This is a genomic window from Streptomyces sp. NPDC093510 (assembly GCF_040683555.1).
Lineage (GTDB): Bacteria > Actinomycetota > Actinomycetes > Streptomycetales > Streptomycetaceae > Streptomyces.
On sequence record NZ_JBFBEE010000008.1, the window covers coordinates 181,284 to 198,067 of the forward strand.

13 protein-coding genes are annotated in these 16,784 nt (G+C 71.3%); 5 read left to right on the top strand and 8 right to left on the bottom strand.

Annotated features, from left to right (window positions below; genetic code table 11):
• Positions 1–3: 3 nt before the first annotated feature.
• The 4 genes from kdpB to AB0N81_RS15135 form a co-directional block, all read right to left on the bottom strand.
• Complete coding sequence (kdpB, locus tag AB0N81_RS15120; protein WP_365358255.1) at positions 4–2,166, bottom strand: potassium-transporting ATPase subunit KdpB; 2,163 nt, start codon at positions 2,164–2,166, stop codon at positions 4–6.
• Complete coding sequence (gene kdpA, locus AB0N81_RS15125; RefSeq protein WP_365358256.1) at positions 2,163–3,827, bottom strand: potassium-transporting ATPase subunit KdpA; 1,665 nt, start codon at positions 3,825–3,827, stop codon at positions 2,163–2,165. Before kdpA ends, kdpB begins: the two co-directional genes overlap by 4 nt.
• Positions 3,828–3,835: 8 nt before the next feature.
• Entirely contained in the window at positions 3,836–3,925 is a 90-nt protein-coding gene (gene kdpF, locus AB0N81_RS15130; protein ID WP_033264828.1) for a K(+)-transporting ATPase subunit F, read from the bottom strand.
• Positions 3,926–4,240: 315 nt separating this feature from the next.
• Complete coding sequence (locus tag AB0N81_RS15135; protein ID WP_365358257.1) at positions 4,241–4,660, bottom strand: cupin domain-containing protein; 420 nt, start codon at positions 4,658–4,660, stop codon at positions 4,241–4,243.
• Between the two features lie 52 nt (positions 4,661–4,712).
• On the opposite strand from AB0N81_RS15135, the gene AB0N81_RS15140 reads away from it, so the two are divergent.
• Positions 4,713–5,756, top strand: coding sequence for a helix-turn-helix domain-containing protein (locus tag AB0N81_RS15140; protein ID WP_365358258.1), 1,044 nt, complete (start codon positions 4,713–4,715; stop codon positions 5,754–5,756).
• Positions 5,757–5,801: 45 nt separating this feature from the next.
• Entirely contained in the window at positions 5,802–7,367 is a 1,566-nt protein-coding gene (locus AB0N81_RS15145) for an acetolactate synthase large subunit (protein ID WP_365358259.1), read from the top strand.
• A gap of 34 nt (positions 7,368–7,401) precedes the next feature.
• Here AB0N81_RS15145 and AB0N81_RS15150 read toward each other — a convergent pair whose 3' ends face one another.
• Together AB0N81_RS15150 and AB0N81_RS15155 are read right to left on the bottom strand one after the other, a co-directional pair.
• Positions 7,402–8,781, bottom strand: a complete 1,380-nt coding sequence (locus AB0N81_RS15150) for a hypothetical protein (RefSeq protein ID WP_365358260.1) — start codon at positions 8,779–8,781, stop codon at positions 7,402–7,404.
• Positions 8,768–11,644, bottom strand: a complete 2,877-nt coding sequence (locus AB0N81_RS15155) for a peroxidase family protein (protein ID WP_365358261.1) — start codon at positions 11,642–11,644, stop codon at positions 8,768–8,770. The genes AB0N81_RS15150 and AB0N81_RS15155 overlap by 14 nt, the downstream gene beginning before the upstream one ends.
• Before the next feature lie 404 nt (positions 11,645–12,048).
• On the opposite strand from AB0N81_RS15155, the gene AB0N81_RS15160 reads away from it, so the two are divergent.
• On the top strand, positions 12,049–13,326 hold the full coding sequence (locus AB0N81_RS15160) for a lipase family protein (RefSeq protein WP_365358262.1): 1,278 nt from the start codon (positions 12,049–12,051) through the stop codon (positions 13,324–13,326).
• Positions 13,327–13,420: 94 nt separating this feature from the next.
• Here the strand turns inward: AB0N81_RS15160 and AB0N81_RS15165 are convergent, their stop codons facing one another.
• Complete coding sequence (locus tag AB0N81_RS15165) at positions 13,421–13,828, bottom strand: YchJ family metal-binding protein (protein WP_365358263.1); 408 nt, start codon at positions 13,826–13,828, stop codon at positions 13,421–13,423.
• A 37-nt stretch (positions 13,829–13,865) separates the two neighbouring features.
• Positions 13,866–14,567: a FadR/GntR family transcriptional regulator gene (locus tag AB0N81_RS15170; RefSeq protein ID WP_365358264.1), complete on the bottom strand. Its 702-nt coding sequence runs from the start codon at positions 14,565–14,567 to the stop codon at positions 13,866–13,868.
• A 137-nt stretch (positions 14,568–14,704) separates the two neighbouring features.
• On the opposite strand from AB0N81_RS15170, the gene AB0N81_RS15175 reads away from it, so the two are divergent.
• Together AB0N81_RS15175 and AB0N81_RS15180 are read left to right on the top strand one after the other, a co-directional pair.
• The gene (locus tag AB0N81_RS15175; protein WP_365358265.1) at positions 14,705–15,217 is read left to right on the top strand and encodes a gluconokinase; all 513 of its coding nucleotides are present in this window, start codon (positions 14,705–14,707) and stop codon (positions 15,215–15,217) included.
• 107 nt (positions 15,218–15,324) lie between these two features.
• On the top strand, positions 15,325–16,722 hold the full coding sequence (locus AB0N81_RS15180) for a gluconate:H+ symporter (protein ID WP_365358266.1): 1,398 nt from the start codon (positions 15,325–15,327) through the stop codon (positions 16,720–16,722).
• Positions 16,723–16,784 lie beyond the last annotated feature (62 nt).

Below are 16,784 nucleotides of genomic sequence, written 5' to 3' on the forward strand. Positions count from 1 at the left end.
GTGTCACCCAATGCCGGGGATGAGAGAGATGAGTACGTCGATGACCTTGATGCCGATGAACGGGGCGATGAGCCCGCCCAGGCCGTAGACGCCGAGGTTGCGCCGCAGCATCCTGTCGGCGCTCATCGGCCGGTAGCGCACACCCTTGAGGGCGAGCGGCACGAGCGCGACGATGACCAGCGCGTTGAAGACGACCGCGGAGAGGATCGCGGACTCCGGCGACGACAGGTCCATGATGTTGAGCTTGTCGAGGCTCGGGTACGCCACCGCGAACATGGCTGGGATGATCGCGAAGTACTTCGCGACGTCGTTGGCGATCGAGAACGTCGTCAACGCGCCCCGGGTGATGAGGAGTTGCTTGCCGATCTCGACGATCTCGATGAGCTTCGTGGGGTTGGAGTCCAGGTCCACCATGTTCCCGGCCTCCTTGGCGGCCGAGGTGCCGGTGTTCATGGCCACGCCGACGTCGGCCTGGGCGAGCGCGGGGGCGTCGTTGGTGCCGTCACCCGTCATCGCGACCAGCTTGCCGCCGGCCTGCTCGCGCTTGATCAGCGCCATCTTGTCCTCGGGCGTGGCCTCGGCGAGGAAGTCGTCCACGCCCGCCTCGTCCGCGATCGCCTTGGCGGTCAGCGGATTGTCGCCCGTGATCATGACGGTCTTGATGCCCATGCGGCGCAGTTCGTCGAACCGCTCCCGCATGCCTTCCTTGACGACGTCCTTGAGGTGGATCACCCCGAGGACCCGGGCGCCTTCAGCGTCTTCCAGAGCCACCAGCAGCGGCGTGCCACCAGCCTGTGAAATGCGGTCGTTGAGTTCCTGCGCATCCTCGGCGACCTCGCCACCACGTTCCTTGACCCAGGCGATGACCGAACCGGTCGCGCCCTTGCGGACCTTGCGCCCGTCGACGTCCACGCCCGACATGCGGGTCTGCGCGGTGAACGGCACCCACTCGGCGCCGGTCAGCTCGCCCTGGTGCCGCTCGCGCAGACCGTACTTCTCCTTGGCGAGTACGACGATGGAGCGGCCCTCGGGCGTCTCGTCGGCCAGCGAGGAGAGCTGGGCGGCGTCGGCGACCTCGGCCTCGGTGGTGCCGCGCACCGGCACGAACTCGGCGGCCTGCCGGTTGCCGAGGGTGATGGTGCCGGTCTTGTCGAGGAGCAGCGTCGACACGTCGCCCGCCGCTTCGACGGCCCGCCCCGACATGGCAAGGACGTTGCGCTGGACCAGCCGGTCCATGCCCGCGATGCCGATCGCGGAGAGCAGTGCGCCGATGGTCGTCGGGATCAGGCAGACGAGCAGCGCGGCCAGGACGATCATCGAGGTCTGGTCGTCGGCGCCCGCGTAGATGGCGAAGGGCTTGAGGGTGACCACGGCGAGCAGGAAGACGATGGTGAGGGACGCCAGGAGGATGTTCAGGGCGATCTCGTTGGGCGTCTTCTGGCGGGCCGCGCCCTCGACCAGATTGATCATGCGGTCGATGAAGGTCTCGCCCGGCTTCGTCGTGATCTTGATGACGACGCGGTCGGAGAGGACCTTCGTGCCGCCCGTGACGGCGGACCGGTCACCGCCGGACTCCCGGATGACGGGGGCCGATTCGCCGGTGATCGCGGACTCGTCGACGGAGGCCACGCCCTCGACGACGTCACCGTCGCCGGGGATGATGTCGCCCGCCTCGCAGACGACCAGGTCGCCGATGCGCAGGTCGGTGCCGGGCACCGGTTCCTCGATGCTGCCGGTGAGGCGGCGGGCGACGGTGTCGGTCTTGGCCTTGCGCAGGGTGTCGGCCTGCGCCTTGCCGCGGCCCTCGGCGACGGCCTCCGCGAGGTTGGCGAAGACCGTGGTCAGCCAGAGCCAGGCGGTGATCGCCCAGCCGAACCAGTCCCCCGGGTCCTTGAGCGCCAGCAGGGTGGTGACCACCGAGCCGATCAGGACGACGAACATGACGGGCGACTTGACCATCACGCGCGGGTGCAGTTTGCGGAAGGCGTCCGGCAGCGACTTCAGGAGCTGGGCGGGGTCGAAGAGGCCCGCGCCGACCTTGCCGGCGTCGGCGGACGTGTGGCCGGTGGGGACGTCGTGGTGGGGGGCGCGGTCCGCGGTGACGACCGATGACGCGCCCCGGTGGTCCTGGTCGTCCCTGTCGTGCTGTGTGGTGTGAGTGCTCATGACGCCAGCCCCTCGGCAAGCGGTCCCAGCGCGAGCGCGGGGAAATAGGTCAGACCGGTGATGATCATGATCGTGCCGACCAGCAGGCCGGTGAAGAGCGGCTTCTCGGTACGCAGGGTGCCCGCGGTCGACGGGACCGGCTGCTGCTCGGCGAGCGAGCCCGCGAGCGCGAGGACGAACACCATCGGCAGGAAGCGGCCGAGCAGCATCGCGATGCCGATCGTGCTGTTGAACCACTGGGTGTCGGCGCCGAGGCCCGCGAAGGCCGAGCCGTTGTTGTTGGCCCCGGACGTATAGGCGTAGAGGATCTCGGAGAAGCCGTGGGCTCCGGAGTTCGTCATCGAGTCGCCCGGGGTGGGCAGGGCCATCGCGACGGCCGTGAAGCCGAGGACGAGGGCCGGGGTGACGAGGATGTAGCAGGCCGCCAGCTTGATCTGGCGGGTGCCGATCTTCTTGCCCAGGTACTCCGGCGTACGGCCGACCATCAGTCCTGCGATGAACACCGCGATGAGCGCCATGATGAGCATGCCGTACAGGCCGGAGCCCGTGCCGCCCGGCGCGATCTCGCCGAGCTGCATGCCCAGCAGCTGGATGCCGCCGCCGAAGCCCGTGTACGAGGAGTGGAAGGAGTTCACGGCGCCGGTGGAGGTGAGCGTGGTGGCCACGGCGAAGATCGACGAGCCGCCGACCCCGAACCGGGTCTCCTTGCCCTCCATCGCGCCGCCCGCGAGGTCGAACGCCGGGCCGCCGTGGTGGAACTCGGTCCACATCATCAGCGCGGTGAAGCCGAGCCAGATGGTCGCCATCGTGGCGAGGATCGCGTAGCCCTGCCGGAGCGAGCCGGCCATGCGGCCGAAGGTCCGGGTCAGCGAGAAGGGGATGACGAGGATCAGGAAGATCTCGAAGAGGTTGGAGATCGGGGTGGGGTTCTCGAAGGGGTGCGCGGAGTTGGCGTTGAAGTAGCCGCCGCCGTTCGTGCCCAGCTCCTTGATGACCTCCTGGGAGGCGACGGCCCCGCCGTTCCACTCCTGCTTCCCGCCTACGAACTGACCGACCTCGTGGATGCCGGAGAAGTTCTGGAGGGCGCCGCAGGCGACCAGGACGAGGGCGCCGAGCACGGAGATGGGGAGCAGGATGCGGACGGTGCCGCGCACCAGGTCGGCCCAGAAGTTGCCGAGCTCGCCGGTGCGGGAGCGGGCGAAGCCCCGTACGAGAGCGACCGCGACGGCGATGCCCACGGCAGCCGAGACGAAGTTCTGCACGGCGAGGCCGCCGGTCTGCACCACGTGGCCCATGGCCTGTTCGCCGGAGTACGACTGCCAGTTGGTGTTCGCCACGAACGACGCCGCGGTGTTGAACGCCTGGTCGGGGTCGATGGACCTGAAGCCGAGCGAGCCGGGCAGCGTGCCCTGGAGCCGCTGCAGCAGGTAGAGGAAGAGGACGCCGGCCGCGGAGAAGGCGAGGACGCCGCGCAGATAGGCGGGCCAGCGCATTTCCGTGTCGGGGTCGGCGCCGATGGCCTTGTAGATCCACTTCTCGACGCGAAGGTGCTTCTTCGAGCCGTAGACGCGGGCCATGTGATCACCGAGCGGTCGGTATGCCAGCGCGAGGGCCGCCACCAGGGCGAGCAGCTGGAGCACACCGGCAAGGACGGGGCTCATATCCGTACTCAGAACCTCTCCGGAAAGACGAGGGCGAGGACGAGATAGCCCAGGAGGGCGACGGCCACGACGAGGCCGACGATGTTCTCGGCGGTCACAGCTTCGTCACCCCCTTGGCGACGAGGGCCACCAGCGCGAAGACCGCGATCGTGGTGGCGACGAAGGCCAGGTCGGCCATCGTGAGCTCCTGAAGGACGTGGACGGTGCAGTACTTGCTCGGACGGTTAGAGGTAACCGCCCTTTCCGCCGTCCACGACCTTCGTTGACGGCCTCCATACGAGGCTTTCGGCCGTCTTGACGGCTCTCTTACAGTCCGCTCGGCTCGGCCACCGGTGAGCCGGAGCTCCGCCGCCCGGGCCGATGGTGCCGCGTTCGACGGCCTCGTACGGATAGGGGCTCTTCTGGAAGAAGGTTCAGGCGTTCAGGGCGTGCCCCGTCGTCGCGTCCACGTGGTCCGGGACCTCCTCGTGGCGGTCGCCGACCGTGAGGGTGCCGGTGGGCTCGAAGAGGAGGATGCGGGCCCCCCGCGGGGCGTACGGGCGGTGTTCGATGCCGCGCGGGACCGTGAAGACGGAGCCCTGCGGGAGCGTGACCCTGCGCTCCCCCGCCGGTTCGCGCAGATCGATGTGCAGTTCGCCGCCGAGCACCAGGAAGAATTCGTCGGTGTCGTCGTGGACGTGCCAGACGTGTGTGCCCTCGACCTTGGTGACGCGTACGTCGTAGTCGTTGACGGAGGCGACGATGCGCGGGCTCCACAGGGCGTCGAAGGAGGCGAAGGCCTGGTCGAGGGCGATGGGTTCGCTGCTGTTCCCGGCGATGGGTTCACTGTTCATGGAGTGATCCTGTGCCGTGACGGACCACCGCCACGAGTGCTAGAAATCGCACATGCCGCAAGAATCCTCGCAGCCCGGCGCCGGGCGCACACCGCACCGCGTCGTGGTCGTCGTCGACGAGGGCACCAACCCCTTCGAAGTCGGCGTCGCCACGGAGGTCTTCGGACTGCCGCGGCCCGAACTCGGCCTGCCGGGCGCCCTGTACGACACCGTGCTGTGCGCCCCGAGGCAGGGCATCCGTATGAACCACGGGTTCTTCACCCTCACCGGCGTGCCCGGACTCGACGCCGTGGACACCGCGGACACCCTGATCATGCCGGGCCGGCCCGACAACACCGTGCCGCGCGCCCCGGAGGTCCTCGCCGCCATCCGGCGGGCCCACGCGCGCGGCGCCCGGATCATGAGTTTCTGCACCGGCGCCTTCGCGCTCGCGGAGGCGGGCGTCCTCGACGGCCGCCGGGCCTCCACCCACTGGAAGTGGGCCGGCTCCTTCCGGGAGCGGTTTCCGGCCGTGCAGCTCGAACCGGACGTGCTGTTCGTGGACGACGGCGACATCCTCACCGCGGCGGGCAGCGCGGCCGCCATCGACCTGGGTCTGCACGTCGTCCGCAAGGACTTCGGCGCGGAGGTCGCCAACTCCGTGAGCAGGCGACTCGTCTTCGCGGCGCACCGGGACGGAGGGCAGCGGCAGTTCGTGGAACGGCCTGTTCCAGAGGTGCGGGACGAGTCCCTCGCACCGGTGCTCGCCTGGGCGCAGGAGCGGCTCGGCGACCCCCTCACCGTGGCGGGGCTCGCGGCCCGCGCCGGGGTCAGCACCGCGACCCTGCACCGGCGCTTCCAGGCCCAGCTCGGCACCACCCCGCTGGTCTGGCTGACGGGAGAGCGCGTGGCCCTCGCCTGTCGGCTCATCGAGCGTGGCGAGGAGCGCCTTGACGTGGTCGCGCACCGCAGCGGTCTCGGCTCCGCGGCCAATCTGCGGGCCCGGCTGCGCCGCGAGACGGGGCTCAGTCCGTCCGATTACCGGCGCAGGTTCGGTCCCGGCATGTCCGCGGCGGCTGGCCGGATCCCGGCTGCCGCCGCGGCCCCGACCCCGTGAAGACTGGCCTGTCCCATCCTCGCCACCGAGCAGAGGCGGACCGTCATGCCGACCGGAGCGCAGACCCTGATCAACGGCCTCGTGGACGGGGGCGTCCGCGCGTGCTTCGCCAACCCCGGCACCTCCGAGATGCACTTCGTGGCCGCTCTCGACGAGACGCCCGACCTGCGGCCCGTGCTGTGCCTCTTCGAGGGCGTGGCCACGGGCGCCGCCGACGGGTACGGGCGGATGACGGGGCGCCCCGCGTGCACGCTGCTGCACCTCGGGCCCGGTCTCGCGGGCGGCCTGCCCAACCTGCACAACGCGCGGCGGGCCGCGACGCCCGTCGTCAACATCGTGGGCGACCACGCCCTGCACCACAAGCGGCTCGACGCGCCTCTGGAGTCCGACATCGGGGCGCTGGCCCGCACTGTGTCGGCCTGGACGCGGCGTACGTACTACGCCACCGAGCTCGCCGGCGATGTCGCGGCGGCCGTCGCCGCGGCGACCGGTCCGCCCGGCGCCGTCGCGACGCTGGTGGTGCCCGCCGACGTGTCCTGGTCGGAGGCGGGCGAGGCGCCCGTTCCCGTGCCGCCGGCTCCCGCGCGGCACGGGCTCGTCTCCGTGGACGCCGTGACGGGTGCGGCCGGGGCGCTGCGGTCCGGTGCGGACGTCGCCCTGCTGCTCGGCGGGGCGGCCGTGCGCGGCGCCGGTCTCGCGGCCGCGGGGCGGATCGCCGCGGCGACGGGGGCGAAGCTGCTGTGCGAGACGTTCCCCGCCCGTCTCGAGCGGGGCGCGGGACGGCCCGCCGTGGAGCGGCTCGCCTATCTCGCGTCGGGCGCGGTGGGTCAACTGGCGGGCATACGGCATCTGGTGCTCGCCGGGGCCGCGTCGCCGGTGACCTTCTTCGCCTATCCGGGGCAGAGCGGGGCGCTGGTGCCCGAGGGGTGTGCCGTGCACACGCTGGCCGCGGGTGCGGAGGACGTGACGGCGGCGCTCGAAGGGCTCGCCGAGGTGGTCGGGCCGGGCGTCGGGCGCGTACGGGAGGAGGCGGCGGTCAGGCCGGCGCTGCCCCGTGGTGAGCTGACCGCGGAGTCGGCGGCCGCCGTGATCGGGGCGCTGCTGCCGGAGGGCGCCGTCGTGGTCGACGAGGCCAACACCTCGGGTCTGTGGCTGCCGGGCGCGACCGCGGGCGCGCCGCCGCACGACTGGCTGACGCTGACCGGCGGCGCGATGGGGCAGGGGCTGCCGCTCGCGGTGGGGGCCGGGGTGGCCTGTCCCGGCCGGCCCGTGCTGGCGCTGGTCGGGGACGGCGCGTCGATGTACACGTTGCAGGCGCTGTGGACGCAGGCGCGGGAAGGGCTCGATGTGACGACGGTCGTCTTCGACAACCGGTCGTACGCGATCCTCAGTCTGGAGCTGGGGGCGGTCGGAGCGGTCGCGGGCGGGGCGCGCGCCCGTCGGCTCCTCGACCTGTCGGGCCCGTCCCTCGACTTCGCCGCGCTGGCGCGAGGGATGGGTGTGCCGGCGGGACGGGCCACCACGGCCGAGGAGTTCGCGGCGCTCCTGAAGCGGGGTCTGGCGGAGCCGGGGCCTTTCCTGATCGACTGTGTGGTGCCGCCGCTGGCGTGACCCCGGCGTGGGCGGTGCGGTGTCAGGAGGGGTGTCAGGTGTCCCACAGTTCTTCGTGGCGGCGGTGCGCGTCGGTGAGGCCGCCGGTGAAGAACTTCTCGTAGTACTCCGTCTCCACGTGGTGGACCTGGAGCCACACGCCCGGCACGTGGATCGCGTCGGTGTGCGCGGGGAAGCGGCGGTGGGTCCGCAGGATGTACTCGCAGATGTCCCGTGTGCAGGCGATCACCCGGTCCTCGTACTCGCTCGCCTCCGCCAGGTACCGCTGTCCGTACTGCTCCTTGTAGATGCGGGCGAAGACCTCCTTGTCGCCGTAGGTGCCGCCGGGTCCGAACTTGGCGCGGACCACCGCGTCGACCGCCGCCGTCATCGTGCGGTGCGCGGGCGGGCCCGCCGCCTCGATCAGCGGCTCGCCGTCGGGGGATGTGAGGCCGACCGGGTGGGAGCGCAGGTTCGCGTACCTGGGGAGCGGGACGTGCCAGCGCCACAGGTCCTGCGGGCGCCAGCGCGGTACGACGTGGGTGAAGCCGAGCATCCTGCCGTAGACGGGTGAGAACTTCGGGTCGCCCAGCGCTATCTGGGGGTTGATGGAGGCGTGGATCCAGGCGCCGAGGCCCATCGCCTCGGCGCTCAGCATCAGGTTCTGCAGGAGCAGGTCCGCCTCGATCTGGGTGCGCAGCGGGCCGAGCGCGCCCAGCGGCAGCTTCAGGTCGCCGTTGAGGAAGCCTTCGCGAACCCATTTCTTCACGCCCGCGGGGCGGTAGAAGTTGCGGTCGTCGACCAGGGTGGGGCGGGCGTCGTCGGGCTGGGTGAGCAGGTACATCAGGGCGTTGATGTACTGGTGGGAGAGGTCCACCACCGGGAACAGGATCGTCGTCCCGGGGAGGTTGGACAGGAAGCGGTTCGAGTCCAGGTAGGCGGGGAAGTCGCGCCGGTCCTCGGCGACGTCCAGGCGGTGGTCGAGGACGCGGACCTTCGCCTGCCGGGCCCGCTCCACCAGGCTCGTCGCGTCGAGGGGTTCGGAGGGCGCCGGGTCCAGCCCGCGCAGGAAGTACGTGCCCGAGTCGTTGATCAGGAAGAAGTGGGTGCCCTGCGCGTTGTCCGGGCTGCCCGCGGTGCGGCCCGCCATGGTCATGTTGGGCTTGGCCATGATGGGTTTGCCGTCGCGGGGGTCGTCGAAGGGCCGGTCCGGCATGGTGAGGCCGGTGCAGCCGGTCAGCGCGATCAGCACCGCCTCCTCCAGTTCGGAGAGGGGGCGCGCCTCGTGCGGCGACCGGTAGCTCATCGAGCCCGCGGGGACGGCGGCACCGCGGCTCACCCGGTGGGTTCGGCGGCGCCAGACCGTCTCCAGGAGGGGCCGGGCGAACAGGTCCGCGAGGCCCGGGTGACCGGGGTCGCCGTCAGCCGCCCGCACGCCCGCCACCGTCACTCATCGGCTGTACCTGCCGCCACGGCGCGAACGCGCTCGCCCCGCGCGGCAGCAGGCCCGCCAGCTCCGGGCAGTGCCGCAGCAGGACGGAGTTCATGCCGCCCTTCTGGACCCAGTCGATGCCGAGCGGTGTGTAGATCTCGGGGCGGAAGTCGGCGGTCAGGAAGCGGTCGCTCTGCAGCCGCCGGGTGGCCATCAGGATGAAGATGCGGAAGGCCGTGTCGCTGAAGCCGAAGCCGTGCGGCGGGTTCTCGGCGAACAGTCCGACCACGGTGTCGATGTCGTCGACGGAGTGGTAGACGTCCTTGAGGCGGGCGACGGTCTCGGGGTCCTGGGACAGGTCCTCGAAGCGGCGGATGCGCTGCTTGTGCAGGCCCTCGCGGAAGTCGTTGTAGCGGGGCACGCCGCGCCTGCGGGTCCGGACGAGGTCGACGACGGACAGGTCGATGATCTCGCCGTCGCGCTCGAACTGCTGGAGCGCGCGCGGGAAGTTGTGCAGGGTGATCGCGCCGGGGTGGGCGATGCCGAAGGAGTAGAGCGTGTCGGCGAGGCCCGTCTTGCGGATGGCGGCCTCCGCGGCGGCGCCCTGGATGTCGTTGAAGCCGAGGGTCTCAAGGCGCTGCCCGAAGTGGTGCTCGCGCATCTCGAAGTCGTCGGGGATGAGGGGGTGCATGCGGTAGACGGTGACGAAGTCCTCCGTCAGGGAGTAGGGCGCGCTGTGGTGGTCCGGCAGCGTCTCGGGTATGCCCGTCAGCGAGTGGGACTCGAACAGCCACAGGCCGAGCTTGTTGAGCCAGCCGCTCGGCGGGCCGTCCCAGTTGGTGTGCAGGCCGATGTCGATGGCTTCGGTGGCGAGGATCGCGGGGGTCCACTCCACCGTGTGGATCTTGGCGATGAGGGCGGAGACGACGAGGCGCGCGGTGTGGTAGACGCTCTCCTGGCTCATCGAAGGGTAGGCATGCCGCAGCGCGTCGCAGACCGCGTTGTGCTCGCGGGCGAAGAGGGTGTGCATGGCGCTGAGGCCCATCCACCAGCTCTCGGCGAAGCCGGTCAGCGGGATGCCGTTCGGGCCGATGGGCAGGTGGCCTTCCTCCAGGCGGAGTTGGGCGCCGCCGTCGGGCTCGCGCAGGAACCTGGCGGTGTGTTCGTTCTCGCCGTACACCTCGGAGCCGTCCCACCAGTGCGACGCGGTGTTGGCGAAGAGGACGGGCGGCTGGTCGCCGGGGAGTTCGATGCCTTCGTTCTCGGCGAAGCGCATCACGCGCTCGGCGGGGCCGCCGGGGGTGTTGTACCAGGTGGTGCCGGGCGGCAGCGGTACCTCCACGGCCTTGCCGCCGGGCTTGTGGCGGCGGTGGTTGACCCAGTCGTGGACCTGGAACTGGATCCAGGCCGCGGCGAGGACGTTCAGCGAGGTCGCGGGCAGGAACGTGTCGCGGTGGAGCAGCTCGCGGCTGACGGTGACCGGGTTGGGGACGTCGAAGAGGTCGGGCCGGTAGACGGGCTTGAGGTTGCGTCCGAAGGCGGCGCCCACGGCGCCCATGGCCGGCTTGGAGAGGTCGTTGTACGTCCCGTCGTAGGAGCGGACGGTGCGCAGCTGCTCGTCGAACGGGGCGGGCACGGGCATGACCTTGGGCGGCGCCTCGTGCACGTCGGTGTCGATGAGGTTGAGGCGGCGCAGCGCCTTGCGGAGGAAGACGAGATTGAGCAGTCCGGCCTGCACCGGCAGCTTGTGCCAGGGCACATAGCGGTTCAGGAGCCGGAAGGCGGCGGCGGAGGGCACTCCGAGCGCCGTGTTGCGCAGCGGTTCCTCGGTGACGAAGCGCAGGCCCTGGCGGTGGGCGGCGCTCGCTTCGTACGTGGCCTTGCGGGCGCGGTTGAGGTTGCCGAGCGGGCGGAACGCGTCGGTGGTGTGCCACGGGTTGAAGGCGAGCGCCTCGACGCGCTGGGCGGCGGTGCGGCACTCGGCCGTGTCGAGGTCCTGGCTCGGCACGGTGAGGGTGGCCACGGGCACGGCGGGGGCGACGGACTCCAGCCACTCCACCGAGCCGTCCTCGACGGGGGTGCGCCGTTCGTCGACGTAGCGCTGCAGGCACAGGTCGAAGGTGATGTCCTGCCGGGCGAGCCGGGTCTCCAGCTCGCGGCGCAGGTACTGCGGGTCTCGGCGCGCGGGGTCGGACGCGGCGGTGGTGGCGCCCACGGGGCGCAGCAGGTAGCGGACAGGGCCCGCCTCGCCCCACAGGATGGCGCTGCGGCTCCAGTACGTCTCTGCGGCGAGGCTTGTCACGGTGTGCCGGGTGGCGGCCTGTACGTTGCGGCGCATCCTGGTGGCGGTGGTGGCGCCGACGGCGAGCGGGAGTGCGACGAAGAGCGCCACGGCTTTCCGCGGCCGGGTCGTCGCGCCCGCCATGGCCTTGGCGAAGGCGACGAACTCGCGGGCGTCGCGGGCGTGCGAGACCGGGTGGTTGGTGGCGAGCAGGTCGTGGTGCTCGTCGGTGGAGACGGTCACGCGCAGGGCGGCGCCGCGCAGGTCGGGTGCGCCGTCGGCCTGTCGGATGCCGCCCGCGTTGGAGAGCCGCAGGGTGACCGGGTACTCGGCGCCGGGCCGGGCGAAGCCGTGGCGCAGCGCCTCGGGCAGGTCGTCGTGGAAGCGCAGGCGGGCGTTCTCCACGCCGAGCGCGGCCTTGGCGTGCAGGGTGCGGGCGAGGTCGGCGGCCCGGCCTGCGCGGCGGTTCTTCTCCTGCACCTTCATCAGTTCCCTGGCCAGGCGTTCGAAGAGCCGGCGCTCCGCTTCCGGGCTGCCTCCCATGTAGCGCTCGTAGCTCTGCTGGTGCTGTCCGGTGTCGGCCATCGGGCGCTTCTTCCTTCGCACGGCTGGTTGCGGGACTGCGTACGGGACAGGGGGGCAGGCAGACGCTACTTGCGGCACCGGTCGGCCGCAGCGATGGTTCCCGCCTATGTGTGCGGCCGCCCGTACGCATCGAACTGGCGGGCGGGCCGCGGCGTTTGGGCCCGTGGGCGGGGTTCCGCGGGGTCCGGCGGACACCGGTGGGTGTTTGGTTCACACCCCGTGTGAGTCTCCGCTTCCCACCAGTCCCACGCGCGGGGCGCGTGGGATGGCCGGGTCCCGTCGGGTGTCCGCCGCCGCGGGGCGGGCGAGTTGACGGTGTGCCGGGCCGGTGGTGTGCTCGCAAGTCCGGTGCGCCCACCGCGCGTTGTGCGGGTGCGGCGACCGCTCGTAGTGGGGGGAATGCCATGCGGGACGACTTCGCCAGGGGGCCGGGCTTCGCGGAGCTGCGCCCGTTCAAGGAGCCCATCGAGGGCGCGCCGGGGCACCCGGCCTTCCCCGTCCACCGCGATCTGGTGGACCTGCTCGTCGCGGACAAGGGGCCGCCGGCCACCGAGGGGCCCGTCCCACACACCATGGCGACCTGCGCCGCGTACGCGTACGCCGGTGCCGGGCGGGTCGGCGACCCCCGTACCGTCGCCATGATCATGTCCAGGCTGGGCCTGGAGGAGAACCGCTGCCGCGTCTTCGAGCAGCGGGTGGACGCCATGTACATCGCGTCGGCCGCGTATCTGATCCAGGACAAGGACCGGCGGGTGGTGATCCTCTGCTACCGCGGCACCCAGCCCGAGGACATCATCAGCATCCTCACCGACGCCGACGTGCGCCCCGAGACGCTCTGCGTGGACCTGGCGGGCGAGCGCCACGAGGTCCACGCGGGCTTCTACCGCAACATGCGCGCCACCCGGCACCTGATCATGCAGGCCCTCGACCGGGCGGCGCGCGGCGAGTCGGTCGACCCCGAGGAGAAGGGCGTACGCGGGGAGGGCATGGAGGCGCTGTACATCACCGGGCACAGCCTCGGCGGGGCGATGGCCGCGCTGATGGGTGTCGTCCTGGCCCACGAGCCGCGCTACCACTCCGTCGCCGAACGGCTGCGGGCCGTCTACACGTTCGGCCAGCCGCTGCTCGGCGGACCCGAGTTCGCCGACGCCTGCGCGCGGGCGACCGACCACCGGGGCGAGTACGTCCTGCGGGACCGGCTGCTGCGCTACATCTTCGACCGCGACGTGGTGCCCGCACTGCCGCCGCGGCCCGTCGGGCCGTACGCCCCCTTCGGCCGCGAGTTCCACTACCGCAGGCCGCGCGGGGTGGCTGAGGGGGCGCTCGCGTTCGCGGCGGAGGCGGCGATCGACACGGTCTCGCTCCCGGGCGACCTGCTGCGCGGTCAGCTGCGCCGGATGGCGGGCCGCAGGGCGCGGGCGGCGGGGCGCTCGCTGTCCGAGCTCGCGCGGGGGCCGCGTCCCGGCGGCTGGGCCGAGGTGCGCGACCCCGGCCTGCACTATCCGCAGATGGACAGCCTCGCGGGGCTGGCGGTGGTGGCGCCCCTCGCGTTCTTCGCGGCGCGTCTCGCGCTGACGCGGTCCATCCCGTTCACGTACTCCTTCGAGGACCACGGGCCGGGGCACTACGTCAACGCGCTTACTCCGCCGGGGGTGTTGAGCGAGTTCGGGGATGTGCTGTGACTTTTCGGGTGCGGGTTCGTCGTGGCTGGTCGCGCCCACGCGGCGGAGCCGCACATGTCAGAGCCCCGCGCCCCTTGGCGGCGCCTTCGGCCCCTCAGTCGATAAACGTGCCGTCGACGTACACCCACGCTCCGTCGACGCGCTCGAAGCGGCTCTTCTCGTGCAGGGAGTCGGGGCGGCCGCTGTCGGTGTAGCGGGCCCGGAAGGTGACCGAGCCCGTGGTGTGGAAGGCCGTGCCCTCCGTGGTCGCCTCGATGTCCAGGCCCACCCAGCGCAGCGCCGGGTCGAAGTCGATGCGCGGCGGCCTGGTCCGCGGGTGCCAGGTGCGCAGGAGGTAGCCCTCGTCCCGTACGGCGAAGGCGCTGTAGCGGGAGCGCATCAGCTCCTCGGGGGTGACCGCGGCGGCCTCGCCCCGGTGCAGCCTGCCGCAGCACTTCTCGTACGACAGGGGCTGCCCGCAGGGGCAGGGCGTGGCGGTGGGGCGTGGCGCGCGTCGGGACATGGCGTCCATTGTCGCCGACCGTGTGCGGGCCGGGATCTCAGGGCGCGAGGATGTCCAGCTCCTCCAGGGCGCCGAGGGCGATCTCCCTCGTCAGGGCCTCCGCGCGCACCGCGTCGCCCTCCCTGACCGCCTCGGCGACCTGGACGTGCAGGGTGACGGCGGGCGGGTCGGGGTCCTCGAACATCACCTGGTGCGCGGTACGTCCGGTCAGGACCTCGGCGACGACGTCGCCGAGCCGGGCGAACATCTCGTTGCCGGAGGCGTTGAGGATGACCCGATGGAAGGCGACGTCGTGACTGAGGTAGCCCTCCAGCTGGTGTCCGCGCGAGTGGGCGACCATGCCGAGGGCGCACTCGGTGAGCTCGGCGCACTGGGCGGCCGTGGCGTGCCGGGCGGCGAGACCCGCGGCGACCGGCTCGACGGCGGACCGCAGGACGGTCAGGGAGCGCAGCTGCCGGGGCCGGTCGGCACCGGCCAGGCGCCACCGGATGACCTGCGGGTCGTACACGTTCCACTGCTCGGTGGGCAGTACGGTCACGCCGACGCGGCGGCGGGACTCGACGAGGTGCATGGACTCCAGGACCCGGACCGCCTCCCGCATCACGGAGCGTGACACCTGGAAGCGCTGGCCCAGCTCGTCCGTGCGCAACACGCTGCCCGGCGGGTACTCGCCGGCGGTGATGGCGGGCCCGAGGCTTTCCAGTACGCGGGAGTGCAGCCCTCGGGCGTGTGCGGTCATGGCGAAAGCCTACGAGGAGCAGCACGGGAACAATAAGTCAGACTTTTACGTCACAGACTCTTGAATTCGTCAGACCTAATGGGTTTCAGTGACGTGAACAACCGACCGATGTCGATGAAGACAGCGAGGCAGGACCGATGCAGGAACGCACCCCTCACGTCGTCGTAGTCATGGGCGTGGCAGGGACCGGCAAGACCACGATCGGGCCCCTGCTCGCGGACCGGCTCGGCGTTCCCTACGCCGAGGGCGACGACTTCCACCCGGCGGAGAACATCGCGAAGATGTCCTCCGGCACACCGCTCACCGACGACGACCGGTGGCCCTGGCTCGACGCCATCGGCGCCTGGGCGCACGGGCGGGCCGGTCTCGGCGGAGTGGTCAGCAGCTCGGCGCTGAAGCGGAGCTATCGGGATCGGCTGCGCGCGGTCGCCCCTGACGTCGTCTTCGTACACCTCACCGGTGACCGGAAGCTCATCGAGGACCGGATGTCGCATCGGCAGGGGCATTTCATGCCGACGGCGCTGCTCGACTCGCAGTTCGCCACGCTTCAGCCTCTCGGGGCGGATGAGGCGGGCGTCGGCGTCGACGTCGCCGGCAGTCCGGATGACATCGCCGATCGGGCCGTCAAGGCGCTCAGTCGACTCGGCTGAGTGCTCCCGCCGGAAGGCTTTTGATCTGCGGGCCGCTTGTGGCTGGTCGCGCAGTTCCCCGCGCCCCTGACGGGGCGCACCCCGCACCCACGTACAAGGAAGCCACCGTGACCCATCTCAGCGTCGAGATGTTGGCAGCGGAGTCCGTCGAGCCGATCACCTCGGCGGGCCACGCCCAGCTGGGGATCGCCGTCCTCGCGGGCATCGCCGTCATCGTCCTGCTCATCACCAAGTTCAAGCTGCACGCGTTCCTCGCGCTGACCGTCGGGTCGCTGGCGCTCGGCGCCTTCGCGGGAGCCCCGCTCGACAAGGCCATCACGAGCTTCACGAACGGGCTCGGCTCGACCGTCGCGGGCGTCGGCGTACTCATCGCGCTCGGCGCGATCCTCGGCAAGCTGCTCGCCGACTCCGGGGGCGCCGACCAGATCGTCGACACGATCCTCGCCAAGGCGGGCGGGCGCGCGATGCCCTGGGCGATGGTCCTCATCGCCTCGGTGATCGGGCTGCCGCTCTTCTTCGAGGTCGGCATCGTGCTGCTGATCCCGGTCGTCCTGATGGTCGCCAAGCGCGGCAACTACTCGCTGATGCGGATCGGCATCCCGGCGCTGGCCGGACTGTCCGTGATGCACGGGCTCATCCCGCCGCACCCCGGCCCGCTCGTCGCGATCGACGCGGTCAAGGCCAACCTCGGTGTCACGCTCGCGCTCGGCGTCCTCGTCGCGATCCCCACGGTGATCATCGCGGGCCCGCTGTTCTCGAAGGTCGCGGCCCGCTGGGTGGACGTACCCGCCCCCGAGAAGATGATCCCGCAGCGCCCCTCGGAGGACCTGGAGAAGCGTCCCGGCTTCGGCGCGACGGTGGCGACCGTGCTGCTGCCCGTCGTCCTGATGCTGGCCAAGGCGCTGGTGGACATCGTGGTCGACGACCCCGAGACCACCGTGCAGCGCGTCTTCGACGTCATCGGGTCGCCGCTGATCGCCCTGCTCGCCGCGGTGATCGTGGGCATGTTCACGCTGGGCCGCGCGGCCGGGTTCACCAAGGACCGGCTGTCGACGACCGTCGAGAAGTCGCTCGCCCCGATCGCGGGCGTGCTGATGATCGTGGGCGCGGGCGGCGGCTTCAAGCAGACGCTCATCGACGTCGGCGTGGGCCAGATGATCCTGGACTTCTCCAAGGACTGGTCGATCCCCGCGCTGCTCCTGGCCTGGCTGATCGCGGTGGCCATCCGGCTCGCGACGGGCTCCGCGACGGTCGCGACGATCTCCGCGGCGGGTCTGGTGGCACCGCTCGCCGCCGACATGTCGACCTCGCACACGGCGCTCCTCGTACTCGCGATCGGTGCGGGTTCGCTGTTCTTCTCCCACGTCAACGACGCGGGGTTCTGGCTGGTCAAGGAGTACTTCGGCCTGGACGTCGGCCAGACGATCAAGACGTGGTCCGTCATGGAGACGATCATCTCCGTGGTGGCGGGAGCGCTGGTCCTGCTGCTGTCGCTGATCATCTAGCGTTCACCGCCATAGCCGGATATGCCGACGGCCGCGCTGGAAGTTCCAGCGCGGCCGTCGGC